This window comes from uncultured Roseobacter sp. (assembly GCF_947491795.1).
GTDB lineage: Bacteria > Pseudomonadota > Alphaproteobacteria > Rhodobacterales > Rhodobacteraceae > Roseobacter.
On sequence record NZ_CANLKW010000001.1, the window covers coordinates 525972 to 549561 of the forward strand.

Consider the following 23590-nt stretch of genomic DNA (forward strand, 5'->3'; position numbering starts at 1 on the left):
GCCCGGCTCCAGCGCAAGCGCCCGCATACCAGTGAAGCGAACTGTATGACCGGGGCTCAGCAAGATGATGAGAATTTCAGGCCGACGTGCCCCTCGCCGCCGGACACTGCGCAGGTTACAAGATATACGCAGGTCGCGGAAAGCCTGCGTTCTGTCGAAAAAGGACGCAGAGCACAGGAATGCAGCCGTTAGACAGATGCCAGAGACGAATGAGGAATCAACCCGATGCCCGACGTAACCATAGTGTACTGGCGTGACATCCCTGCCCAGGTGATTGTGGGCAAGGGACGCCGCGGATCAAAACGCCCCCTGCCCGAGCGTTTTGAGCAGGCAATTGACCGGGCGGCAATGAAAGTTGGCGCAGAGGACACGGATGCCTATCTCGCAGAGTGGCGCAAGGCCGATCCGTTTGAGGTCGCAGGCGACCCCGATGAGATTGCGGACGCCGAAGCTGCGCGGATCGACGCTGAATACGACAAGGCCCGCATAAAGTCTCTGATCGATAACGATGGCTGGGCCTGACCCTGCCGCCCCTGTCTGACACCCTTTTGTCCGGGAAGGATCGCCTGATGGCGCTTTTGAATTTCAAACGCAAAGATACCGGCGCACCCAAAGGCGTCACGCCGGAGGTAGAAGCCTTTCTGCAGGATTACTCCATCGAGGTCATGCCGCGGACCGCAGAGAAAGTTGATAACTTCCGCGATCTGCTGCCTGGTGGCACGCGGGTGTACATCGCACATATCGAAGGCACGCCCATCGAAGACATGGTCAGCACAGCGGCACGGCTGAATGACGACGGTTTTCAGGTCATGCCGCATTTCCCCGCGCGCATTATCAAAGACAAAGCAACACTTGCCGACTGGATTGCCCGTTACCAGGGCGAGGCCGATGTGAAACAGGCGCTGCTGCTGGCGGGTGGTGTTACCACGCCGCATGGCGACTTTGACAGTTCGATGCAGTTGATGGAAACCGGATTTTTTGACGCGGCAGGGTTTACCCGTCTCCACGTGGCTGGCCACCCGGAAGGTAACCGCGACATCGATCCGGACGGCGGCACCGGCAATGTAGATGCAGCGCTGCGCTGGAAAAACGATTTCCAGTCCCGCACAGATGCTCAGATGGCGCTGGCCACACAATTTGCCTTCGATGCAAAACCAATCATCGCCTGGGCTGACGGCCTGAAGGCCGCAGGCATCACCCTGCCCGTTCACATCGGTATCGCCGGGCCTGCTAAACTACAGACGCTAATCAAGTTCGCAATCGCCTGTGGTGTGGGCCCGTCGCTCAGGGTGCTGCAGAAACGTGCGCTGGACGTCACCAAACTGCTGCTGCCCTACGAGCCGACAGATGTGCTGAACGACCTGGCCGCGCACAAAGCTGCTAATCCGGATTTCAACATCTCCAACGTGCACTTTTTCCCGCTGGGTGGCATCAAGACCAATGCCACCTGGGCCATTGAAAACGGCGGCAGCGCAGCTGTCCCCGCCAACGCCTGATCCAAGGACACTCTGAATGACCCGGACAATCGTCGAATCCAAAACCAAAACCGCTATTATCGGTTTTGACCAGCCCTTCTGCGTGATCGGCGAGCGGATCAACCCGACCGGCCGTAAAAAGCTGGCGCTCGAACTTGAACAGGACGATTTCAGCACTGTTGAGGCGGACGCGATCGCGCAGGTTGCGGCGGGAGCTACTGTTCTGGACATCAATTCCGGCGCTGTCTTTACAAACAAAATGGCCGAAGACACGCGCTATGCGGACAACAACTTTGTTGAACCTCCCCTGATGAAAGCGCTGATAGAACGCGTCCAGGCAATCGTAGACGTGCCATTGTGCATTGACAGCTCTGTGCCCGGCGCACTGGAGAGCGGCCTTGAGGCCTGTGAGGGCCGTCCGCTCCTTAACTCCGTGACCGGCGAGGAAGAGCGCCTCGAGCTCGTGCTGCCGCTGGTGAAAAAATACAACGTGCCCGTCGTTGCAATTTCGAACGACGACACCGGTATCTCTGAAGACCCCGAAGTTCGCTTTGCGGTGGCAAAGAAAATCGTTGAACGCGCGGCCGACTTTGGCATTCCCGCGCATGATATTGTCGTTGATCCGCTGGTCATGCCCATCGGTGCAATGGCAACGGCTGGAAATCAGGTGTTCACCCTTGTGCGCCGCCTGCGCGAGGAACTGGGCGTCAACACCACCTGCGGGGCGTCGAATATATCTTTTGGTCTGCCAAACCGCCACGGCATCAACAATGCCTTTCTGCCAATGGCCATGGGCGCTGGTATGACATCGGCAATCATGAACCCCGTTGCACTGCCGATTAATGCGGCGAAAATCGAAACCAAAAAACTTGAACTGGCTGCGACAGGAATAATTGTCCCGGATGATATGGATGATGAGCTTTTCTGTCAGACCTTTGGCATGGGCTCGACAAAACCGCGCCCTGGCAAGGAAATGGAGGCCATCCGCGCGGCAAACTTTCTGACCAATAATGATCCGCATGGTGGTGCATGGATCGCCTTTAACAAAGAAGCGCCAAAACCGGGGCAGGAAGGCCGCGGCCGTGCAGGCCGGACGGGTGGACGCCGTCGGCGGTAAAAATTTTCCACCGGCTGCTTGCCAGCGAAACGATCATGAAAAGAAAGGCCAGAGCACAACTCTGGCCTTTTTCTTTTTGTTTTTCCGGCATCCGTTTCGAGGTTCTTTTCGAAATGACGCTGCGGGTAACCGAGTCTTAACGGAACGCCCCATACAACCCCTTTACGCACCTGTTCGGCCGACGTGGAGGAATCAATGCACCTGAAAATACAAACCGTCGCAGGAGGTCATGATGAGTGAACCTTTTATTGCAGACCCGAAACTTGATCTGTCAGCGGCCGCCGGTCTGGCCACGGCACTCGGGGAACGCGACGACGAAGAACTGACGGTGGATCTGTCAAAGGTAAAACACCTCGGCGCACTTGGACTTCAGGTTTTTCTTTCCGCCGCCACGAGCGCAAACGCGCAGGGCCGGAAAATACTTTTCATTAATGCCTCGGATCGCGTCATCGATCAGCTTCGCGTCATGGGCATGACACCGGAAATGATTTCAGGGGGTCGCCAATGACTTTGGAAATTCTGGCCGTAGACGACAGCCGCACGATGCGGGACATGATACGTCTTGCGCTGACACCGGCAGGCTTCAATGTTCATACCGCTGATGACGGTATTCACGGCATCGAAGTGCTGGACGGTATTGAGCCAGACGCAATCATCACCGACATCAACATGCCGCGCATGGATGGATTTGGGTTTATTGATGCTGTCCGCGATCAGGAACAGCACCGGGCCACGCCCATCCTTGTTCTCACGACTGAGGCCGCGCCCGAACTCAAGGCCCGTGCCCGGAATGCAGGCGCGACCGGATGGATTGTGAAGCCCTTTGATCCCGCCAAACTGATCAAAGCGCTCCAGATGGTAGCCGGATAAGGGGTACGACATGGCAGACAACAATGACCCGATGGCAGAAATCCGCGCCTCGTTTTTTATTGAGTGCGAAGAACTGCTCGAAGCTCTTCAGGACGGGCTGCAGGAACTTTACGACGGCGCGGATGATACCGAAACGATCAACGTTGTTTTCCGGGCCGTGCACTCCATCAAGGGCGGCGCCGGCGCTTTCGGGCTGGAAGCGCTGGTCCGTTTCGCGCACCGTTTTGAAACCGTTCTGGACGAGGTTCGCGCAGGCCGGATGTCACCGGACGCTCATGCGCTGAAAGTATTTTTTCAGTGCGCTGACCACCTCTCCGACCTGGTCAGGATTTCGCGTGATGACGGCGACCTGCCATCTGACCGCACAAATGAACTTCTGGGTCTGCTGAACGAAATACTTGGTGAAGACGCTGACAGCGCCGACGCGGAGCAGGAGGAAGAAGAGGAAGATATTGACTTCCAACCCGCGACCCTGTCGCTGGATATGGATTTTGGTGACGACGACGGCGATGACGGCGACTTCTCACTACCGGATCTTGATCTTCCTGATCTGCCACCCGCCCCGGGTCAAAACGAATACACGATTTTGTTCCGACCGGAAAATGAGCTGTTTGAGACCGGGAACGAGCCATATCATATGCTTCGGGCTCTGGACGAAATGGGCACATCCCGTGTCACCTGCCATATGGATAAACTTCCCGATCTGAAGGGACTTTCTCCCGACACCTCATATCTCTACTGGACGATAGAGCTCACCTCCGAAGTTGATCTGGCGGAAATAGAGGCTGCCTTCGAATTTGTCGAAGGGCTTTGTGAGCTGTCTGTGACGAAGGCAGGACATCCTGAAGAGACGTTGCCCGAACAGGAGCAGCCAGACGCAGAAACCAGTGCCGAAACAGGTGATCTGCCAGCGCTCGCATCTGACGAGCCGGAAGCTGATGTGCCTCCCCTCGAAACACAATTGGACTCACTTCCGGAACCCGCGACGGAAAAGACGATTGCGCCGCCTCCGCCGGCTGCCCCAACGGAAAAACAAGCCGCTCCGAATGCTGGAAAAAATACAGGTGCGGCTTCAAACTCTGCAGCTGCCAAATCGGTTGTACGCGTTGATCTTGATCGTATCGAACGTCTTGTAAATCTCGTTGGCGAGCTTGTCATCAATCAGGCAATGCTTTCCCAGAGCCTTGAGTCTTCCGGCCTCTCTCCGCACTCAGACGCAATGAACGGGCTCGAAGAGTTTCAAAGACTTACCCGGGACATTCAGGACAGCGTGATGATGATCCGGGCTCAGCCTGTAAAGTCCTTGTTTCAGAGGATGTCACGGATTGTCCGCGAGTCCTCCGCATCGGTAGGCAAGGATGTAAGACTGCACACAGAGGGTGAAAACACTGAAGTCGACAAGACCGTAATTGAACGCCTTGCAGACCCTTTGACACACATGATCCGGAATGCAGTGGATCATGGCCTCGAAACATCTGAAGAGCGTCTGGCAGCCGGCAAACCAGAACAAGGTCGGGTTAATCTGGTTGCAGCACATCGTTCGGGTCGGGTCGTTATCGACGTGTCCGATGACGGCGGTGGCATCAACCGGGAAAAAGTGCTGAAAATTGCGGTCGAAAAAGGCCTCGTACCCGAAGACGCATCACTGTCCGACAGCGAGATTGACAATCTTTTGTTTCTTCCTGGCTTTTCGACGGCCACTGTCGTTTCTGATCTCTCCGGACGGGGCGTCGGAATGGATGTTGTCAGAACAGCCATTCAGGCACTGGGTGGACGGATTACGATTTCTTCCACGCCGGGAGTTGGCACAACCTTTTCAATTTCTTTGCCACTGACTCTCGCAGTGCTGGACGGAATGGTTGTTCAGGTGGCCGATGAGACGCTTGTCTTACCACTGAACGTCGTTATCGAGACCCTTACTCTTTCCAAGAACGATGTAGAAATGGTTCGCCCTGGCTCGTTTGTGGTCCGTGTCCGAAGCGGATTCGTCCCGATCTTCGATCTTGGAAAGGAACTGGGATACCGGGAATCAGTGGAAGACTTTGAGGGCTGCGTAGTTCTTTTGATTGCTCATGAGGATGACAGCCACGCGGCACTGATTATCGACAGCATCCAGGACCAGCGTCAGGTTGTCATCAAGGGACTTGACGACAGCTTTTATCGGGCACCCGGAATAGCAGCCGCCACTATACTCGGCGATGGTCAGATCGCGTTGATCCTCGACACATCCGATATCATCTCAAATGCGCTTGGCTCGGTTGGAGCCGGCAATTCAGCAACTGCAGCGGGGATTCCGGCATGACAGAAAAAGACACATCCACATCAATAGAGCTTCTTACATTTCAGTTGGCTGACCAGGAATACTCGCTGGACATAATGTCCGTGCGGGAGATTCGGGGCTGGACACAAACAACACCCCTTCCACACGCTCCAAGCTATATGAAGGGTGTGATAAATTTGCGTGGAACTGTACTGCCTGTGATGGACTTATCGCAGAGACTGGGGCTCAAAGCCCGTGAGCATTCCGACCGCAACGTGATAATTGTTGTGAATCATGAAGACACTATGACCGGACTGCTCGTAGATGCGGTTTCAGATATCATTGCGATTACAGATGATGATCTCCAACCCCCACCCGAAGTCCAATCCGGAAGCCTCCCGAATGTAGTAAGCTCGCTTACTTTGATTGATGAAAGAATGATCCGTGTTCTCGATCTTGGAGCAGTTGTTGAATCCGTACAAAGCTCTGCTGCATAATGAGTGCACGTCGCGACATGATCCTCAGCCCTGAGGACTTCGATGTTATTGCCAAACTGGCATACCGGGAAAGCGGGTTGCAACTCGTTCGGGAAAAGTCATCCATGATCCAGTCCCGCCTTCGGCATCGCGTAAATGCGCTCGGGTTAGACGACTTTCATCACTACACTAAATTGGTGTGCTCAGAGGCGGGTCGTCCGGAAGTTCGTCACATGATTTCGGCCCTCACCACAAACGTGTCGCACTTCTTCAGGGAAGAACATCATTTCCGAATTCTCGAGGAAAAGATTGTTCCTGGCCTCAACAAAAAAATGAAATCCGGAGAAAGAGTGCGAATTTGGTCCGCCGGCTGTTCCAACGGACAGGAAGGCTACTCGATCGCCATGACACTGTTAAAGAGCATTCCCGATCTCCACTCTTTCGATGTCAAAATTCTGGGCACCGATATAGATCCAAAGGTTGTAGCCTTTGCGCGGCAGGCAAAATATCCTGAAAGACTGATCACGGGCGTACCTCAAGATTTGCTGAACCTGTATTTTGAAGAAAGCACAGAATCCGGGGATCGCGTGTTCACGGCGGGGGACTCACTGAGAAAACTGCTCTCTTTCAACGAACTGAACCTGCTTGCCAAGTGGCCAATGAAGCATGAATTTGACGTAATTTTCTGCCGAAACGTCGTCATTTACTTCGATCTGGAAACTCAGAACGCATTGTGGCCGCGTTTCAGACAAGCCCTCAGCAGAGATGGCTATATGTTTCTCGGCCACTCCGAACGGATAAACGACCACCAACACGTCGGCTTTATAACAGACGGACCAACTACTTACAGACCCTCCGCCAAAAACTGACCAGATCTGATTAACTGAAGGAAACGAAATGTCGTTGCGAGATAAGATTCGAATAATGGTTGTCGATGACATGTCCACAAGCAGAGGTCTGATAACTCAGGCGCTGGATGCTTTTGGCGTAAGGAACGTTTCGACTGCGGAAAACGGCGTCGAAGCATTGCAGTCTTTGGCGACCCATCCGGTACATCTGGTGATTTCTGATTACAACATGCCTCAGATGGACGGTCTGCAACTTCTTCATCAGTTGCGCGCGTCTCCGAAAACCAAAGGTGTTGGATTTATTCTTATTACGGGCCGGGCAGAACAACAGATTGTAGACCATGGCAAGAAACTGGGAATGAACAACTATCTTAAGAAACCGTTCGAGCAGGCGGGACTTCGCAACTGCATAGAAGCCGTGGTTGGACGTCTCTGAATGAAAAATGCCCAAATCAAATCAGTCAGCCTGGCAAAGGTTATGGAGCGCGCATCCAATCAGCTGGATCTGCTCGCCGCGCAGGTATTTGATCTGGAAGAAACTATTGGATCGACTTTGTCTGACGATACTATTGCAAGAGGCTCAGACATTACGAGGTTACAAGCGTTGGATTATCTCCGGCAGTGTCTGGAAGATCTCGCGTTGCTTACAATGTTACTGAACCGAGATCCGAAGCAGAAAGACATTTTGATAGCCGATGCTGAGCAGTTAGCATCGAAACTCAAACTGGAAGTCACACGAGGCCTTCTAAGCCCGGAAAAATCTGAATCTGAAGCGCCCAGAAAAAGGGTCGTCGGAGACGTGGATCTCTTCTGACCTGTCAGAATCCTGTCGAGTGAATTTTCTGACACGCGCAGCCGCAGCAGTCGTTAAAAGGTTCTATGATGTCAGGCTCAATGGCTTGACCCTGTGGGACTGGGTCAGGTGCCGCGTCAGGATCGCGCTGTCTTAATTACAATCTGCGCTTTTCAATTCAAAACAACTCGAGATCGTTCCCCGCCGCCTGAGCCACTGGTATTTCCGGGCGAATTTCCGGTGGGGCATCCTTGCGGATTTTTTGCATCACACGGCCTGTTGCCGGCCAGAACATAACGTGACGGGCAGTTTCCCCACCCAGCGAATGACCTTCACACTCGATCCCTTCCGCCTTTAGGAATTCGAGGGTGAAACTGCTGTTCGTTTTACCGATATCGCTGAGACCGCTGACCATCCGTGCACCCCCGAAAGCTTTGGCCTTCAGCCTGTGGCGCTGCCCGCCAAGCTTTAGGATGTCATTTATCAACAACTCCATCGCGTTGATACCTGCGAGGTTACAGATCCCGCGCTCGCCCGAGCTGACTGTGAGCAGCATATGGTTCATGCCGCCAACCCCGGCAACAGGATCCCACAAACAACAGGAGACACAGGACCCTAGGATCGTACTGATGACTACCTCCGGGTCACCGCTGACACCGCGCTCGCCCTGTGTGATATGAATGCGGGAACCGGTCATTTGCCAACAACACCTTCGCGATTGGGTGACGAGCGACCAGTTCTGATGCTGTCGCGCATCGCGTGACCTATGCGATCCAGGGACAGTTCTCTTTGGACGGCGCCCATGGCCTTGGCGGCTCTAGGCATACCATAGACCACGCAGGTATCTTCATTCTGACCAAATGTGCGCGCGCCGCCGTCGCTCAGTTGTAAAAGGCCTTCGGCACCATCTTTGCCGAGGCCAGTAAGAATGGCAGCTGTCACGTGTTTGGCCTCGCTCACTGCAGACTTGAACAGGATGTCTACAGCTGGGCAATGCAATGCCGGCGGATCATTTGGTTTAAAAGTGCAGGTCCAGGCGTCCCGGGTCCTGCGAATTTCAGTATGCTGCCCCTGCCCCGGTGCCAGAACGATATCTCCGCGGCGCAGGATCATACCTTCTGTGGCCAGGCAGACGTTCTGTTTCAGATATCTCCCGAGTCTTTCGGAAAAGCTGACAAGGAAATTTCCTGGCATGTGCTGCACAATAACAACCGGTGGGCCGCCGGGATCAAGCATTGGCAAAACGCTTTCAAGGGCGGCTACACCGCCAGTCGATGCCCCGATCAGAAAGATGTTTTTGCGCCGGCAGCCAGCGTAGGGCTGTGAATCGGTATCACCGGGTCTTTGAACGGCCGACTGCAAGGCCCCCTGGGGCACACGCAGACGGGACGTTGTCGTGCAGGCGGCCTGATACACGCGTTCGCAGATATCATCGGTCACTTCACGACCGTATGCGCCGTTCGGCTTGACCATGCAATCGACCGCGCCGCGAGACAACGCCTGGATCGCCGCATCGCTGCCTGCCGATGTCAGGCTGGACATCATGACCACAGGCATAGGCCGTGCCTTCATCAGCCGGGTCAGAAATTCCAGGCCGCTCATCCCCGGCATTTCGATATCCAGCGTCAGAACATCTGCGGGCTGTGCGCGAAGAAAGTCCCGGGCGGCAACCGCGTCTTCGGCTTCCCCTACAATTTCAAGGCGTGAATCCGCTTCCAGCGTTGCGCGCAGCCATGCACGTATGGTGCGGGAATCGTCGACGATCAGGACCCGTTTGCGAGGGCCATGAAAAGCACTTTCGGAAGCATGTCCTGTGGATATCACACAATCACCCTGGCTGACGGTACAACAGGGTCGAAACAACGGACCCTTTCCAGACCGTTATGCCAGGCAGGAGTAAATCGAGCCTTAATGCCGATAATTTAGAACGCAAACGGGCCAAAGGCCGTGCGGGATTTTACATCCCGTTGTCCCGGTCCGAAAGCATCTGGCGCGAAATGATCATTCGCATGATCTCGTTCGTGCCTTCAAGTATCTGGTGAACCCGCAGGTCCCGCACGATTTTTTCCACGCCGTAGTCTGCCAGGTAGCCGTATCCACCATGCAACTGCAACGCATCATTGGCGACATCAAAGGATGCATCTGTCACAAAAACCTTTGCCATGGCGCAGAATTTCGTCGCATCCGCCGCGTTTGAATCCAGTTTCCAGGCTGCCTGGCGCAGGAAAACACGCGCCGCCTGAAGGCGTACTTCCATATCGGCCAGTCGAAACTGCAGGGCCTGGAACTGATCGATCGATTTTCCAAAGGCCCGACGCTCGCCCATATAGGCGAGCGCTGCATTCAGCGCCGCCTGTGCCCCCCCCAGTGCAGAGGCCGCGATATTCAGCCGGCCACCGTCCAGACCAGCCATCGCGTAGGAAAACCCAAGGCCCTCCTCGCCCACCAGATTGGCGGCTGGCACGGCGCAGTCGTCAAACTGCACCTGCGCTGTCGGCTGCGACCGCCAGCCCATTTTGCTTTCCAGACCGCCAAAGGACAAACCCGGGCTGCCATCTTCGACCAACATTGCAGAAATGCCCCTGGGTCCGTCATCACCGGTGCGCACCATGCTCAGGTAGACGTCAGAGTATCCGCCACCGGAAATAAACGCTTTGGTCCCGCTGAGACTGTAGCCATCGTTGGTGCGCACTGCGCGGGTGCGCAGCGCCGCTGCATCAGAGCCCGAGCCTGGTTCCGTCAGACAATAAGAAAAGATTTTTTCCATGCGGCATAAGCGGGGCAGCCAGGTGTCTTTCAAGGCGTCAGAGCCGAATTTCTCGATCATGCCGCCACACATATTGTGGATCGACAGAAACGAACCAACAGACGGGCAGGCCATGGCCAGCGCTTCGAACACCAGTGTTGCGTCAAGGCGGCTCAGCCCCGATCCGCCATATTTTTCCGACACATAAATGCCACCCAGCCCAAGTTCCGCGACCTGTGGCCACAGCGCTTTCGGGATCGTGCCGGCGGCTTCCCATTCACGGGCAAAAGGCGCGATGTTCTCCTGGGCGAAGGCAGCCGTCATGTCAAAGACAGCCGTCTGTTCTTCTGTCAGAGCGAAATCCATTCCGAGCCTCCTGTTACCCGTGCAGCCGGGGCCTCACAGATACCGGGCCGTCAGGACAGCATCAAGCCCGGGCTCACAAAAAGCGCATGTGTCGCGCAAACGGCATTTCCCGCAAACGCTGCCCGGTCGCATCAAAAATTGCATTGGCCAGAGCGGGCGCTGCAGGTGGTACGGGTGGCTCGCCAATGCCGCGGATTTCCGATGCAGACTCAAGGGCCCGAACCGTAATCTGAGGGCACTGATAAAGCCGCATACCCTCTGCATCGTGGTAATTCGTCTGTTCAGGCTTGCCGTCTGCAAAGGTGATTTCGCTGTTTATCGCGTGCCCCAGCCCCCAGATGATACCACCCTGAACCTGCGCCTCAAGATTAACCGGATCAACCACCGGACCGGCATCAACAGCGGCAAAAACCCTGTCAATACGCAGGCCATCGGGTGTTTGCGTCACCTCTACAACCTGTGCCGCCGGCACTCCGAAGGATGTCACCAGGGCAACGCCGCGCCCCCGGCCCGATTGCATCGGTGTGCCCCAGTCCGACATCTCGGCCACGGCCTCCAGCACGCCGCGGGCAATGGGGTTGTTCACAAGGCGCAGCCGTTCTCCCATCGGATCGGCACCTGCCGCGCGGATCACTTCATCCAGCAGACTTTCGGCAAAGAACCCGGCGGTCGACGCGCCGACGGACCGCCATGAGCTGACCGGGGCCAGTCCCGATGCTGCACGTCCGGTCACCCGCAGACCAGGGATGTCGTAGGGCATATTCCAGGCACCGGCGACAATCTGCACATCAGGTCCGGGCACAGCCAGACCGAGGCGGCCCATCTGGGACGCCGTGACCGAAGGCGTTGCTATCTCCAGTGCGAGGTGGGTTACCTGACCGCCGCGCCACCCGCCTGCACCACGCGCCATCCCGATCTGCCTGGGGTAGTCCTGCGCAAAGTCTTCTTCGCGGCTGAGCACAAGGCGAACGGCCTGGCCGGGCAGTTGCAGCGCAATTTCTGTTGCGGCATCGACCACATCAAACTCCAGGCGGTGCCCGAAACTGCCGCCCGCCATCTGGTTGTGAAAAACAACGGCTTCCGGCTCCAGACCAGCCGCCTCGGCCACGCGTTGCTGAACGATGCGTGGCATCTGATGCGCACACCACACCTCTGCACGCTCTGACGATATCCGCACGGTGGCGTTCAGAGGTTCCAGCGGCTGATGCGCGACATAGGGCGCGCGGTATTCCAGCTCAACTGTTACGCCGTCTGCTGCCACTTCTTCGGGGTCGCGGTCGTCCCGCCAGATCCTGTCGGGTTTTTCCTCGTCAAAAGCAAAGCCCAGGACGCGCCAGTGATCTTCCTGCTCAGCCGGATAGGGCGCACCTCCCCAGTCGCAATCAATATCAGCCAGCGCCTGAAAGGCATACCAGGTATTGTCCGCAACAACCGCCACCCCATTTTTCAAAGGCACGATTTGCCGCACACCGCGCATTTTTGCTGCGCGTCGCGCGTCAAAACCCGTCAGCCCACCACCCTTTCGCGGGTTGAGCCGGGCAGAGGCGAACAAAACACCTTCGGGCTGCACATCAATACCGTAGGTCTGTGCGCCCGTTGATTTGGCAACGATATCCAAACGCCGGTGTGTCTGCCCGATCAGCCGCCACGCAGAGGGGTCGCGCAGCGTCACATCAGTCACCGGATCGATGCGACCCGCATCCGCCGCAAGATCTGTATAGGCGATGCTGTCACCACCCGGCAGAACCACGGCACCGTCGGATGTTTGCAATTCAGTGGCCGGAATACCCGTGCGGGCAGCGGCAGCCGCCCTGAGCGTTTCGCGCGCCACAGCACCCGCATGCCTGAGTTTCTCAAAACTGTCAGGCACCGAAGTGGAGCCACCTGTTATCTGAAACCCGGCCAGCTTTATCGCCGCCCCAACCGCCGCGCGCGCAGAACCTGCAACAACGCCGGTATCTGTCGACATAAAAGGAACGGCATCCGCTGCCAGTGCCCGGTTGTAATAGGCCGGATCAGGCTGGCCAAAGGAAACAGAAAACCCGCCCGGTTCCAGATCCATTTCTTCTGCAATGAGCATTGCCTGCATGGACATCGCACCCTGCCCCACATCTGCATGCGGCGTGATCAGGGTGATGTCGCTGCCCGTCACGATCACAAACGGGTTAAAGGTCGCCTCGTCCGGGCCGAGACCGGCGGTCAGCGGATTGTCGTGCGGTCGCCTGATCTGCCACACACCAAAAGCCACGCCGCCCGCGACAGCAGCCGCCCCGATCAATACACCTCTGCGGGTGATCCTGCGGCGGCCTGACATGGCTTTTCTTTTCTGCATGCTCATTGTGCCCTTACAGTTTGGCGGCCCGCTCCGGGGCGGATCAGTACCCGGTCATCTCCAGATACCCCTGACCGGTGTGGCTGCCGGTGATCGTTACCGGACCCTCCCAGTAGGATACCAGCGTGTCCATCCAGGCCTGGGGATTGAGCGCCCGGACGGTCACATCGACACCTTTATCCGGCAACCTGGCACGCCAGACAACAGGAACGCTGCGTCCGGCGACCATGGCCGTCTCAAGCGGCTCGGACACAAAGGCACCGTCGGGAAAAGGTGTCGCCTCACCCTCGGGTGTAATCCAGGTGGCCGCAGTGAAATCGCCTGCTTCGCTGTCGTGCAGGGTAAAGCCCATCATCCGCGCGCCATCATCAAAAACCATCGAGAACCAATCCCAGCTGATCTGCGTTTCCCCCAGAGGCTGAGAGGCCCACTCCCGGTCCAGCCAGGCGGTGCCGCTGACGTCTACATCCCTGTCCGGCAGCTGCAGGGTGCCGCGGATGGCGTAAAAAGGCTGGGAATAATAGTAGCTTGCCCGTCCGGAAGCCGATTTGACCGAATATCCGGCATCCCCTTGCAACACCAATGGCCCACCGGCGCTCAGCGCCATGTCATACCCGAAATCAGCACCCCGCGCCCGCAGATTGAGGTCGGCTATCCCGTCGCCCGTGGCCGTCATTTCCCAGTCATCAATCCAGGCTGTGAAGGGAGCGGCAATTGCACCCGCCTGCCCGATCCCGCCCCGCGCAAGACGTTCGGCGACGTAATGGGCGTCCGCAGTTGTCACGGCGGCGTGCCCCATCCAGACCTGCGGGCTGGTCCATCCCGGTGCGTCACCTGGTTCGAGAGCAGAGCGAAAGAGTGTCCATTGCAACCCGTACGCTATGCCGTCTGCGTCTTTGAGGTTGGCCGTCAGATACCACCATTCAATCCGGAAATCCGGATGGGGTCCGTGATCCCGGGGGAAAACTATCGGCAGATCTCGGGCCGGATGGCTGAACCCTTCGGCGTCAGCGCCCAGCCCGGCAAAGCCCTGTGCAGATGCGGGTGCAGTCATGCCAAGGCAAACGCAGCAAATGGCCAAAGTGCGCATCACGTAACCTGCAGAGTTATCTTTCATTGCTGAACACCTTTAACAGCATCTGGGGCGGCGTGCGGGCAAGGCGAATGGCAGGCCAGAGCGCCGCGAGAAAAGCCGCCAGCATGGTCAGCACACCCAGTTGCAGCATGTCCCAGGGAAAGAGGAACATCGGCAGGCGCCAGCCAAAGGCCTCAACGTTGACTACGGCCAGCAGCACCCAGGCCAGTCCGAGACCGAGCGGCACCGCAAGAAGCCCGGTCAGAGCGGCAAGACAAACAGCCCGCAGCAGCTCCAGACGTGCCAGCCGGCGGCGGGTCAGGCCGAGCGCCCAGACAGGCGCCAGCTGCGGCAGACGCATCGTGGCCAGCGTCAGCAGGCTGATCAGGATCGCCAGACCCGCAACCGACAGGGTCAGCAGGTTCAGCGCCGCTGTCACAGAAAAGGTCCGTTCGAAAACACTCAGGGAAAAGTCTTTGAGGTCGCGCTGGTTGATCAGCGCATCCGCGGGCAGCTCAAACGTATTGCGCAGGGTGCGCGCCAGCTCATCGGGCGTTTCTGTGCGCAGCCCGAACTGACGCGGAGAGAGACCGGGATAACGAGCACCGAACTGCTGTTCGGAAATGATGATCTGTCCTGCAGGGTTGCCATAGTCACTGTAGACGCCCAGAACCACGTCGCCGGTTCCGAGCGTATCGCCGGGGCTCAGATTCTGTCGTCTTGCCAGCTGCTCATTGATCAGCGCGCCCTGACCTGCCGCAAGACGGTCCCAGACGCCGTCCACTGCACTCAGAAGCGGCCAGTTGTCCCGGTATGTCGCATGATCGCGCAGGCCAAAAAGCTCGGCAGGCAGACCGCCCTCCCGCAGGTCAACAGAAACAATGGGCAGAACGGCAACGGACCAGGCCACAAGAAACTGTTCTATTTCAGCGGCCTGCTCAGCAGAGCTCACCCTGAGATACAGTTCCGAGGACAGCCGCTGGTCAAGGTAACCGGTGAAAGTTAGCCGGAAGCTGGAAACCATGGTCGAGACACCGATGTTTGCGGCCATTGCCAGGAGCAGAGCCATCAAAGCCATGGACAACCCTGGCAGTTGCTGTCTGCTGTCCGCCCAGAACCATTCTGACACCGGGCCACGGCTGATCCGCCCGGCAAGCGACAGGCAGACCGCCAGCACCCAGGGCAGGCACAGCGCAGCCCCGGTCAGCAGGCAGGCCAGCAGCCCGAAACCGGCAAACAGCCCCTCTCCTACCTGAGAGATCAGTGCCCCCGTGCCGAAAAGAACAAGAGCCAGCAGCAACATCCAGCGACCCGCATTGCCTGCGTGCAGGCTCATCGCGCGGGGGTGATTGAACGACAAAAGAGGCATCCGGGCCAGTTTGATGAGCGCTGAACCGGCCGCAATGGCCGTCCCGCCGAAGGCCATCCCTAGACCGGACAGCCACCACACAGGTCGAAGCTGTAGTTGTCCCGTCACTTCTGCGCCATAGAGCCCACGCAGGGTTGCAGCCACGTCCGGCAACAGCGCGGCGGCAATGAGATACCCCAGCGTCACACCAAGCGCTCCGGCCACCAGGGCAAAAAAGGTTAGCTCAACCGCCAGAAGCGCCATAAGCCGGGTCAGCGGCAGCCCAAGCGCGCGCAGAGTACGAAAAACGGGTCTGCGCTGCTCAAAGGCGAGCCCGACCGCACCGTAGACGATAAAAATGCCCACGGCAAAGGACAGCATTCCAAACGCGGTCAGATTGACATGAAAACTGCGCGTCAGCCGGGATACGTCTGTTTGCGCCAGCGGTTCGGAAATCGTGTAAACATCCGGCAGCGGCACAGTTTGTGGCGGCTGTGCCGGTGCCACCACGAGATAGCGCAGCTGCCCGTCTCCCTGCAGCAACCGGTCCGCCAGCGCGATATCCGCCATTGCCTGCCCCCGGGGGCGTCTGTCATCGGGGCGGACGTCTGTATCAAACCCTGTCAGGAGCGGCACATCATCCGGGTGGGCAAAAAGCACAGGCCCGTCGTCTAACAGCAGGTTCTGCATGGGGCCGGTTGCGCTTGGTCCGGCACCCGCAGGTGTCGGAAAAGTCAGCGGATCAATTCCGGTCAGCAGCACGACACCGCCTGGTGTGCGCAATTCTCCCTCCATCACCGGGCTGACCAGCCAGCCGTTGCGGCGCAGCGAGACGTATTCAGCGACCGTCAGCGCCTGGCCATCCCGCCGGGTCAGTCGCGAAAGATCACCGGCTCCCAGTGTATCTGACGCTGCGGCATAGCTTGCCCGGGCCTCAGCATTGATCGCCTGAACACCGGACCAGAGCGCCGTCGCCAGCGCGAGCCCCGTCACCAGTGTCAGCAACTGCCACGGATTACGCCGCCAGTGCGACAACAAAGCCGTCAGCCCGGCCCCCGTCATGTACCACCAGCTTTCAATCGTTCCCGCACAACGGTCTGGCCAGCCGACAGCGTCAGCCGGTTGCCCATGCGGGCCGCCTGGCGCGCAGAGTGCGTGACCATGAGAACTGCCGAGCCGGCCTCAGAGGCCGTTTCAAGCAACAGGTCAAGCACGCGGTCGGCAGATGCTTCATCCAGGTTCCCCGTCGGCTCATCGGCGAGTATCAGTCGCGGAACTGCCGCGAGTGTTCGCGCGATGGCCACACGCTGCTGCTGGCCGCCGGACAGAGCCTCAGGGTACTTTTGCAGGTGATCACCAAGACCAAGTTTATGCGCCAGATACTCTGCGTGTTCCGGGTCATGTTTTTGCGACAGCCTTGCGTGAAAAGCGATGTTTGCTGCCACGGTCAGACTGGGTATCAGGTTGAACTGCTGAAAAACCAGACCGACAGTACCGCGCCGCACTTCGGCGCTTTCTGCGTCACCGAGTACCGTAATGTCGCGGCCATCCAGCAAAATCTGCCCGCCCGACGGTTTGTCGAGACCGGCAATAAGGTGCAGAACCGTACTTTTGCCACTGCCGGATTCCCCCTCCAGTGCCAGTGTGCCACCAGCCTGCAGATCAAAGGTCACATCGCGCAAAACCTGCTGTGCCATGGCCTCCTGGCCATAGGTCTTGCTCAGCTGACGGACCTGTAAAAGCATCACGGTTTAACCTTTTGACCGCAGCGGCGCGTGTTTTGAAACCAACACTGTCCGGCCAGCCGCAACGGGTTCAGAGGGATGTGTAACCCCAGGACAGAACAAAAGGTATGCGACACTTTCCGTTGGGGTCTGGCCGTGTGATCTGGTCAACTGGTGAAGCACCATAGCTGAAGGCTGCCCGTTCCGCTTTCTTGCAATTCTGGTGCGGGACTGATGGCCGAAAAACACAGGTGCGGTTACCCGAAGAAGGGAACGTTCCCGGCCAATGTGCATCGCGCTCACTCCTTCAGCAAAGACCGGCCTTGTGAACAATATGCTCCATCAGCCCGGCCTTTTAACCAGATAGCGGATCGCTGTGGAATGACCAGCGCTTCCCAATCCAAAAGGCAGCGGATACACCTGTGAAACCCCCACACCGCTGCCCGGGAGCTTTCATGACCGACTATGCCATTGCACCACCCCCCCTGACCGCACTTCCCATCGCAGGATCCAACGCTCTGTTTCCTGTCCGCCGGGTCTATTGCATCGGGCGTAATTATGCCGCCCATGCCATCGAGATGGGCCATGATCCGGACAGGGAGCCGCCGTTCTTCTTTCAGAAAAACCCGGACAATCTGGTCACAGACGGCGTGTTTCCATACCCGCCAAAAACAGCGGATGTGCACCACGAGGTGGAACTTGCCGTCATGCTGAAATCCGGCGGGCGCAATATACAGGTGCATGATGCCAGCACCCATATTTATGGCTATGCGCTGGCGCTCGACATGACCCGCCGCGATCTGCAGGGCGACATGAAAAAAGCGGGAAGACCCTGGGAGATCGGCAAGGCCTTTGAGGCCTCAGCACCTGTGGGTCCGGTGCATCCTGTCTCCGCAACAGGTTTGCTGAGCGAGGGCGCTGTGACGCTGCATGTGAACGGTGAGCTGCGCCAGGAGGGTGACCTCAATCAGTTGATCTGGAAGGTGCCGGAAATGATTTCCTATCTCTCAGAATACTTTGAACTGGCACCGGGCGATGTGATCCTGTCGGGAACGCCTGCAGGTGTGGGCCCGGTCGTTCGCGGTGACGTCATGGAAATCGCAATTGCCGGCCTCGGCAGCATGTCCGTACGCGTTGCCTGACGTCGCTGTGTCAGGATAAATGCTGCAAGACGCGGTTTGCCAGGGCGGTTGCGCTGTCAAACGCGGCCTCGACCCGGCCTGCCCCGCACCAGTCACCAGCCGCACCCAGACCCAAGCGTTCATCCAGAAGAAACGGGGTTTCAGCAGGACAGGATACAGCTGCATAGCGCCACCGGTGCAGGCTGATGTGATCCGCCCGCGCAGCATCGATCTGGGTCACATCGGACAAGGCACGCAAAAGTACCTCCTGTACACGCCTCTGATCCTCTTCCAGATGCGCTTCGGCCCAGCTGTTTGACGTCTGACAGATGAGCGCAGGCGGACGCGCCCTGCCCGGTTTGCTGTGATTGGCTGCGATCCAGGCCAGCGGCGCGCCATCTGCTGAAATTGCATCCCAGCCGAGGTTTGGAAGCGTTTCAAAGCCGCACATCAGTGTGTAACAGCCCTGCATCTGAATTGCGTCCGGCATATGCACCTGTCCGAAATCACCCGGCATCAACCGGCGTGTCTGCACCGAGGGCGCAGTCGATAACACCATGTCAAAACCCGAATACTCGGACGCGTCCTGCATTCTCAGTGTCCAGCCGCTTTCGCCTGCCGATACTGACGCGACTTCGACCGTATGAAGCACGTTCAGCTCCTCAGCGGCGGCCTTGCACAGGCTGTTCATCGCAGGCGTGCCCACAAAACGCGGCGCGGTCCATGCTGGCGCGTCCGACAACCGGCCCGCCTGAAACTGAAGCAGTCTTGGCTGCCATTCCGCCACCTGTCCACGGTCGATAAATGGTGTCAGAAACTCCCGAAACGTGGCTCCCTTCGCGGTAAAGTACTGTGCGCCATGATCAAAACTGTGCGCACCCGCGCGGCGCGTTGACATACGCCCGCCCGTGCCACGGGATTTCTCAAAAACGCGGACGTCTGCACGGCCGCTCAGCATCCCGGCCAGCCGCACACCTGCAAGGCCCGCGCCAATTACCGCAATTTTTATACCAGCTGCCATATTCGTTCGTATCCCACCTGTTCTGTGACACAGCTAATGCCACGCGGTACATGGGCAAGGGTCACAGACGGTAAGTGCGCCGCGCAAGCCCGCAGGAGAGTTCCTCAATCATTTCAAAGGCCTCATCTTCTCGCAGGCGGTGATCTGCAACAAGACGTGCAAGCCAGGCACAATCCACACGCCGGGCCACCTCATGCCGCGCAGGTATCGACGGAAACGCGCGGGTGTCGTCATTGAAACCGGCGGTATTGTAAATGCCCGCTGTCTCGGTTGTCATTTCGCGGAAACGGCGCATGCCCTCGGCACTGTCATGAAACCACCACGCAGGCCCCAGCACCAGTGACGGCCATGCACCTGCCAGAGGGGCCAGTTCACGCGCATAGGCTGTCTCGTCCAGCGTAAACAGCACAATCCGCAGATCAGGCGCGTCCCCGACCGCATTCAGAAGCGGCGCGAGGCTGCGGGTAAATTCTGTCTGCACGGGGATATCAAACCCCTTGTCCCGGCCGTATCGCTCAAAAACTGCCCGGTTGTGATTGCGTGAAGAGCCCGGGTGGATCTGCATCACCATGCCGTCCTGTGCGCTCATCCGGGCCATTTCGGTGAGCATCTGCGCGCGGAAGAGAGCGACGTCATCACCAGTAGCAGCATCACGCCTTATCCTGTCAAAGAGTGCCGCTGCCTCGCTTTGGGCCAGATCCGCAGTCCGGGCGTCGGGTATCCCATGATCGGTTGCGGTCGCCCCCATGCTGCGAAAGAAGTCACGCCGGCTCTGGTGGGCTGCCAGATAGCCTACCCAGGTGCCGGTATCCTCTCCCGTCAGTTCGCCCAGTTGGTCGAGCGCCCGGGCAAAACCCTCGTGGTCCGGATCGGTCACCTGGTCGGGGCGATATGTCGGGATCACCCGGCCCGTCCAGCCGCTCTCTTTTATACTTCTGTGATGCGCCAGATCATCGAGCGCGCTGTCGGTGGTCGCAAGAACCTCAATATTGAATGTCTCATAGAGCGCCCTGGGACGAAAACCCGGAGAGGCCAGAGCCTCTGCAATGCGATCATACGCGTCATCAGCCGTTTGCGCACTCAGTGGCTGCTTCAGGCCAAACAGCCTGTCAAACGTGATATCGAGCCACAGCCGCGTGGGTGTTCCGCGAAACAGATGATAGTTACTGGCAAACCGCTGCCAGATCGCCCGGGGATCCGGCGCATTTCCGGTACCATCAGTTCGGGCAACGCCAAAATCCTCGAGGCTCATGCCCTGACTGGCGAACATGCGGGTGATATAGTGATCCGGCGTCACGATCAGCGCGGACGGATCCGGGAAGGCATGATTTTGGGCAAACCATGCGGGGTCCGTATGCCCGTGCGGGCATATGAGTGGCAGGTCCCGCGCAACCTCAAAAAGTGCCCGTGCCAAGCCATCGGCGCCGGTGTTTTTCAGAAGTGTATCTTCGTGGAACAGACCTGTCATGAGCAGATGGGCAAACGGGTTCTGAGCGGGGTTCTTGCCATAGTGGGCCTGCCTTTCCGGTCTGTCTGGATGAGGACGGCACAGGCCGGTCCGGTCGGCAGATGGTGCGCAAATCAGGTCAGCGGTGTCAAGCGGGGCGGTCCGGAATGACAGGCAGCGCAAAGAGGCTCTTGCCTCTGGCGCAGGAGTATAGAGTATCGCGCCTGAAACATGCTCCGCCCAAAGAGGATCGCCTGATGAAAACCGAGTACGCGCTGGCCGATGGAAAACTTCTGATCCGCAGCGAGGGTGCGGTAGGGCAAATCACCTTCAACAGGCCCGACAGGCTGAATGCCATGTCACTGGATATGTGGGACGGGCTGGCGTTGGCGCTGAAAGAATTTGCGGATAACGACGACATCCGCGCTGTGATCCTGAGCGGTGCAGGCGAGCGGGCTTTTGTGTCCGGGGCAGATATCTCAGAATTCGATGAAATGCGGGCGACAGAAGCGGGCATTCGCAACTACAACGACCGCTATGAAGGGGCCGATGCCGCGCTCTACAACTTTCCAAAACCCACCATCGCGCAGATACACGGGTTCTGCGTCGGCGGTGGCATGGCAATTGCCCTGAGTTGCGACATCCGCATCTGCTCAGAAACTACACGCATGGGCATTCCTGCGGCGAAACTCGGCCTTGGATATGGATACGCTGGCGTACGCCGCCTGACGGATGTGGCCGGACCGGCTGTCGCGTCGGAAGTTCTCTTTTCTGCTCAGATGTTCGACGCGGCAGGTGCTCTTTCCCGAGGGCTCGTGAACCGTGTCGTGCCGGAGGCCGACCTCGCATCCGAGGTGGCCGCCCTCGCAGACAGGATAGCGGCCAATGCCCCGCTCACGGTCGAGGCCGCCAAGGCCGCGATCCAGGCCGCTACCGGCCCCGATCCTGAAAGCCATGCTGACCACATCGATGCTCTGGCTATGGCCTGTTCGACCAGCGCAGATTATGCCGAAGGGCGGGCCGCATTTGCGGAAAAACGAACCCCGGTGTTTCGCAGAAAATAACGGCCAGCCTGACTTCGGGAATTGTCCTCTGGTGATCCGCTCGCCAGGCACAGAATGCGTATCAATACCGGACACAATCCGCGAAGTTTCAGATTATTGCATTCAATTCAACCGGATGCCACGCGCCCGCCGCCGGGCCGCCATGTTCTGATCACATTCAGGGCTGACATATTCAATTGTACTCAAATGAATCTAAAGGCCGACGCGCTCGGCCCGTGACTGCGAACTGGTATCAACAGATGACACGTGAGAACGCACTGGAAGGACTCAGCTGGGAGGACGAACTGCCACTAGGCACGACGCTTCTCAACGGTCAGTATAAGATCACAGGCCAGCTGCAGCGCGGCGGCTTTGCAATTGCCTATATTGCGCGCAACAGTCTGGATCGGGAATTTGTCATCAAAGAGTGCTTCCCTACGGACATGTGTCGCCGCACAGGCGAAGCTGTTCAGCCCGTAGATACCCGTTTTGACCGTGCGATGAATGCCGTTCGCCGTCAGTTCATCCTGGAAGCGCGCCGTATGTCGCGATTGCAGCATCCCGGCATTGTGGGCGTGCACCAGGTTTTCGAGGAAAACAACACGGCCTATATGGCGCTTGATATGGTGCAGGGCCAGGACCTGCTGAGTATTGCAGAAAACAACCCCGAAAGGGTGACACCTGCGTTTTTCGCCAGTGTGCTCGACCAGATGCTGGATGCGCTGTCGTATACGCACGCCCATGGTGTTTTGCACCGCGACATTTCTCCCGACAATATTCTGGTCGATGAAAACGACTGTCTCACGCTGATTGATTTCGGCGCAGCCAGCGAACACAACCCCGTGGACAGCGGCGCGCAGACCATGATCGCTGTCAAAGATGGCTACTCACCGCACGAGTTTTACAGGCCTGGCACAGGACACGACTTTTCCAGTGACCTCTATGCCCTTGGCGCGACCCTTTACCATATCATTACAGGCGGGGTAGCGCCGGACTGCCAGACCCGCATGCGTGCTGTCTCAGACGGCAAGCCTGACCCGATCATTCCGCTGGCACTTCATAGTTGCAACCTGGACCCGGTTATTCTGCGCTCGATCGACCAGGCGATGCAGATCGAACAGGCGATGCGGTTTCGCGGCGCAGAAGACTGGCGTGCCGCACTGGACGGAGAAACACCACCAAATCGCCCGCCCAGACCCGCAAACACTGACCGGATGCTGGAAACGCGCATTTCAGAGCTGGTCACCCAGATCAATCCGCTGATCGAAACCGGCGCGCCAGGGGAAAAAGATATCGCGCCAGCCCTTCCGACCACGCAGTCGGAACCTCGCCGGGTCGTTGATATATTCGGCAACCCCATCGATGACGTGGACGCCTGGCTGCGCGAACAGGACGCAGAAAGCACCCTGCCCCCCGCCCGGGCGCCTGCCGCCGACCCGCTGGAAGATCAGGCAGCCGAGACCAACCCTGAACCCCGAAAATCCCTGCTGGGCAAGCTGATGTCCCGCTGTACAGGTCGCAGATAAAC

The 23590-nt window shown here is 58.1% G+C and carries 22 protein-coding genes; 13 read left to right on the forward strand and 9 right to left on the reverse strand.

From position 1 onward, the window contains the following. Nucleotides 1–225: 225 nt before the first annotated feature. The 10 genes from Q1A34_RS02635 (at nt 226) to Q1A34_RS02680 (ending at nt 7860) form a co-directional block, all read left to right on the forward strand. On the forward strand, nt 226–522 hold the full coding sequence (locus tag Q1A34_RS02635; RefSeq protein WP_300030351.1) for a virulence factor: 297 nt from the start codon (nt 226–228) through the stop codon (nt 520–522). Between the two features lie 47 nt (nt 523–569). After that, the gene (locus Q1A34_RS02640) at nt 570–1496 is read left to right on the forward strand and encodes a methylenetetrahydrofolate reductase (RefSeq protein WP_300030354.1); all 927 of its coding nucleotides are present in this window, start codon (nt 570–572) and stop codon (nt 1494–1496) included. A gap of 16 nt (nt 1497–1512) precedes the next feature. Then, nucleotides 1513–2592, forward strand: a complete 1080-nt coding sequence (locus Q1A34_RS02645; RefSeq protein ID WP_300030357.1) for a methyltetrahydrofolate cobalamin methyltransferase — start codon at nt 1513–1515, stop codon at nt 2590–2592. Nucleotides 2593–2824: 232 nt separating this feature from the next. Beyond that, entirely contained in the window at nt 2825–3100 is a 276-nt protein-coding gene (locus tag Q1A34_RS02650) for an STAS domain-containing protein (protein WP_300030360.1), read from the forward strand. Then, nucleotides 3097–3462, forward strand: a complete 366-nt coding sequence (locus tag Q1A34_RS02655; protein ID WP_300030362.1) for a response regulator — start codon at nt 3097–3099, stop codon at nt 3460–3462. Before Q1A34_RS02650 ends, Q1A34_RS02655 begins: the two co-directional genes overlap by 4 nt. Nucleotides 3463–3472: 10 nt before the next feature. Further along, nucleotides 3473–5764, forward strand: coding sequence for a chemotaxis protein CheA (locus Q1A34_RS02660; RefSeq protein WP_300030365.1), 2292 nt, complete (start codon nt 3473–3475; stop codon nt 5762–5764). Next, a complete protein-coding gene (locus tag Q1A34_RS02665) occupies nt 5761–6219 on the forward strand; it encodes a chemotaxis protein CheW (protein WP_300030369.1) in 459 nt (152 codons plus the stop codon). The genes Q1A34_RS02660 and Q1A34_RS02665 overlap by 4 nt, the downstream gene beginning before the upstream one ends. Continuing rightward, nucleotides 6219–7067, forward strand: coding sequence for a protein-glutamate O-methyltransferase CheR (locus tag Q1A34_RS02670; protein ID WP_300030372.1), 849 nt, complete (start codon nt 6219–6221; stop codon nt 7065–7067). Before Q1A34_RS02665 ends, Q1A34_RS02670 begins: the two co-directional genes overlap by 1 nt. Nucleotides 7068–7095: 28 nt before the next feature. After that, on the forward strand, nt 7096–7482 hold the full coding sequence (locus tag Q1A34_RS02675; RefSeq protein ID WP_298835784.1) for a response regulator: 387 nt from the start codon (nt 7096–7098) through the stop codon (nt 7480–7482). Further along, nucleotides 7483–7860, forward strand: a complete 378-nt coding sequence (locus Q1A34_RS02680; RefSeq protein WP_300030376.1) for a hypothetical protein — start codon at nt 7483–7485, stop codon at nt 7858–7860. A gap of 157 nt (nt 7861–8017) precedes the next feature. Here the strand turns inward: Q1A34_RS02680 and Q1A34_RS02685 are convergent, their stop codons facing one another. From Q1A34_RS02685 to Q1A34_RS02715, 7 genes are all read right to left on the reverse strand, one after another. Then, nucleotides 8018–8536: a chemotaxis protein CheD gene (locus tag Q1A34_RS02685; RefSeq protein WP_300030379.1), complete on the reverse strand. Its 519-nt coding sequence runs from the start codon at nt 8534–8536 to the stop codon at nt 8018–8020. After that, entirely contained in the window at nt 8533–9663 is a 1131-nt protein-coding gene (cheB, locus tag Q1A34_RS02690; protein WP_300030382.1) for a chemotaxis-specific protein-glutamate methyltransferase CheB, read from the reverse strand. Before cheB ends, Q1A34_RS02685 begins: the two co-directional genes overlap by 4 nt. A 133-nt stretch (nt 9664–9796) precedes the next feature. Next, nucleotides 9797–10951, reverse strand: coding sequence for an acyl-CoA dehydrogenase family protein (locus tag Q1A34_RS02695; protein ID WP_300030385.1), 1155 nt, complete (start codon nt 10949–10951; stop codon nt 9797–9799). A 73-nt stretch (nt 10952–11024) separates the two neighbouring features. Then, the gene (locus tag Q1A34_RS02700; RefSeq protein WP_366942800.1) at nt 11025–13283 is read right to left on the reverse strand and encodes a molybdopterin cofactor-binding domain-containing protein; all 2259 of its coding nucleotides are present in this window, start codon (nt 13281–13283) and stop codon (nt 11025–11027) included. A 43-nt stretch (nt 13284–13326) separates the two neighbouring features. Beyond that, on the reverse strand, nt 13327–14337 hold the full coding sequence (locus Q1A34_RS02705) for a lipocalin-like domain-containing protein (protein ID WP_300030389.1): 1011 nt from the start codon (nt 14335–14337) through the stop codon (nt 13327–13329). 52 nt (nt 14338–14389) lie between these two features. Further along, nucleotides 14390–16768 carry an FtsX-like permease family protein gene (locus Q1A34_RS02710; protein WP_300030392.1) on the reverse strand — a complete coding sequence of 793 codons (2379 nt, stop codon included), beginning with the start codon at nt 16766–16768 and terminating at the stop codon, nt 14390–14392. Beyond that, a complete protein-coding gene (locus tag Q1A34_RS02715) occupies nt 16765–17451 on the reverse strand; it encodes an ABC transporter ATP-binding protein (protein ID WP_300030394.1) in 687 nt (228 codons plus the stop codon). The genes Q1A34_RS02710 and Q1A34_RS02715 overlap by 4 nt, the downstream gene beginning before the upstream one ends. A gap of 434 nt (nt 17452–17885) precedes the next feature. Between Q1A34_RS02715 and Q1A34_RS02720 the strand changes: the two genes are divergently transcribed. Then, complete coding sequence (locus Q1A34_RS02720) at nt 17886–18572, forward strand: fumarylacetoacetate hydrolase family protein (RefSeq protein ID WP_300030397.1); 687 nt, start codon at nt 17886–17888, stop codon at nt 18570–18572. Nucleotides 18573–18582: 10 nt separating this feature from the next. Here the strand turns inward: Q1A34_RS02720 and Q1A34_RS02725 are convergent, their stop codons facing one another. After that, nucleotides 18583–19572: an NAD(P)-binding protein gene (locus Q1A34_RS02725; protein ID WP_300030400.1), complete on the reverse strand. Its 990-nt coding sequence runs from the start codon at nt 19570–19572 to the stop codon at nt 18583–18585. Between the two features lie 61 nt (nt 19573–19633). Continuing rightward, on the reverse strand, nt 19634–21040 hold the full coding sequence (gene uxaC, locus Q1A34_RS02730; protein WP_300030403.1) for a glucuronate isomerase: 1407 nt from the start codon (nt 21038–21040) through the stop codon (nt 19634–19636). A 236-nt stretch (nt 21041–21276) separates the two neighbouring features. On the opposite strand from uxaC, the gene Q1A34_RS02735 reads away from it, so the two are divergent. Then, nucleotides 21277–22083 (forward strand): enoyl-CoA hydratase, encoded by an 807-nt coding sequence (locus Q1A34_RS02735; RefSeq protein WP_300030406.1) that lies wholly within the window; start codon nt 21277–21279, stop codon nt 22081–22083. 239 nt (nt 22084–22322) lie between these two features. After that, nucleotides 22323–23588, forward strand: a complete 1266-nt coding sequence (locus tag Q1A34_RS02740; RefSeq protein ID WP_300030410.1) for a serine/threonine-protein kinase — start codon at nt 22323–22325, stop codon at nt 23586–23588. The last annotated feature ends 2 nt before the right edge of the window (nt 23589–23590 follow it).

What these genes read in the sequence shown, in the direction of transcription:
- Q1A34_RS02635 (WP_300030351.1), top strand. Translation starts at nt 226, where the DNA reads ATGCCCGACGTAACCATAGTGTACTGGCGTGACATCCCTGCCCAGGTG.
- Q1A34_RS02700 (WP_366942800.1), bottom strand. Translation starts at nt 13,283, where the DNA reads ATGCAGAAAAGAAAAGCCATGTCAGGCCGCCGCAGGATCACCCGCAGA.
- Q1A34_RS02675 (WP_298835784.1), top strand. Translation starts at nt 7,096, where the DNA reads ATGTCGTTGCGAGATAAGATTCGAATAATGGTTGTCGATGACATGTCC.
- Q1A34_RS02715 (WP_300030394.1), bottom strand. Translation starts at nt 17,451, where the DNA reads ATGCTTTTACAGGTCCGTCAGCTGAGCAAGACCTATGGCCAGGAGGCC.
- Q1A34_RS02705 (WP_300030389.1), bottom strand. Translation starts at nt 14,337, where the DNA reads ATGACTGCACCCGCATCTGCACAGGGCTTTGCCGGGCTGGGCGCTGAC.
- Q1A34_RS02685 (WP_300030379.1), bottom strand. Translation starts at nt 8,536, where the DNA reads ATGACCGGTTCCCGCATTCATATCACACAGGGCGAGCGCGGTGTCAGC.
- Q1A34_RS02650 (WP_300030360.1), top strand. Translation starts at nt 2,825, where the DNA reads ATGAGTGAACCTTTTATTGCAGACCCGAAACTTGATCTGTCAGCGGCC.
- Q1A34_RS02695 (WP_300030385.1), bottom strand. Translation starts at nt 10,951, where the DNA reads ATGGATTTCGCTCTGACAGAAGAACAGACGGCTGTCTTTGACATGACG.
- Q1A34_RS02660 (WP_300030365.1), top strand. Translation starts at nt 3,473, where the DNA reads ATGGCAGACAACAATGACCCGATGGCAGAAATCCGCGCCTCGTTTTTT.
- Q1A34_RS02735 (WP_300030406.1), top strand. Translation starts at nt 21,277, where the DNA reads ATGAAAACCGAGTACGCGCTGGCCGATGGAAAACTTCTGATCCGCAGC.
- Q1A34_RS02720 (WP_300030397.1), top strand. Translation starts at nt 17,886, where the DNA reads ATGACCGACTATGCCATTGCACCACCCCCCCTGACCGCACTTCCCATC.
- Q1A34_RS02725 (WP_300030400.1), bottom strand. Translation starts at nt 19,572, where the DNA reads ATGGCAGCTGGTATAAAAATTGCGGTAATTGGCGCGGGCCTTGCAGGT.
- Q1A34_RS02710 (WP_300030392.1), bottom strand. Translation starts at nt 16,768, where the DNA reads ATGACGGGGGCCGGGCTGACGGCTTTGTTGTCGCACTGGCGGCGTAAT.
- Q1A34_RS02740 (WP_300030410.1), top strand. Translation starts at nt 22,323, where the DNA reads ATGACACGTGAGAACGCACTGGAAGGACTCAGCTGGGAGGACGAACTG.
- uxaC (WP_300030403.1), bottom strand. Translation starts at nt 21,040, where the DNA reads ATGACAGGTCTGTTCCACGAAGATACACTTCTGAAAAACACCGGCGCC.
- Q1A34_RS02670 (WP_300030372.1), top strand. Translation starts at nt 6,219, where the DNA reads ATGAGTGCACGTCGCGACATGATCCTCAGCCCTGAGGACTTCGATGTT.
- Q1A34_RS02680 (WP_300030376.1), top strand. Translation starts at nt 7,483, where the DNA reads ATGAAAAATGCCCAAATCAAATCAGTCAGCCTGGCAAAGGTTATGGAG.
- Q1A34_RS02640 (WP_300030354.1), top strand. Translation starts at nt 570, where the DNA reads ATGGCGCTTTTGAATTTCAAACGCAAAGATACCGGCGCACCCAAAGGC.
- Q1A34_RS02665 (WP_300030369.1), top strand. Translation starts at nt 5,761, where the DNA reads ATGACAGAAAAAGACACATCCACATCAATAGAGCTTCTTACATTTCAG.
- Q1A34_RS02645 (WP_300030357.1), top strand. Translation starts at nt 1,513, where the DNA reads ATGACCCGGACAATCGTCGAATCCAAAACCAAAACCGCTATTATCGGT.
- Q1A34_RS02655 (WP_300030362.1), top strand. Translation starts at nt 3,097, where the DNA reads ATGACTTTGGAAATTCTGGCCGTAGACGACAGCCGCACGATGCGGGAC.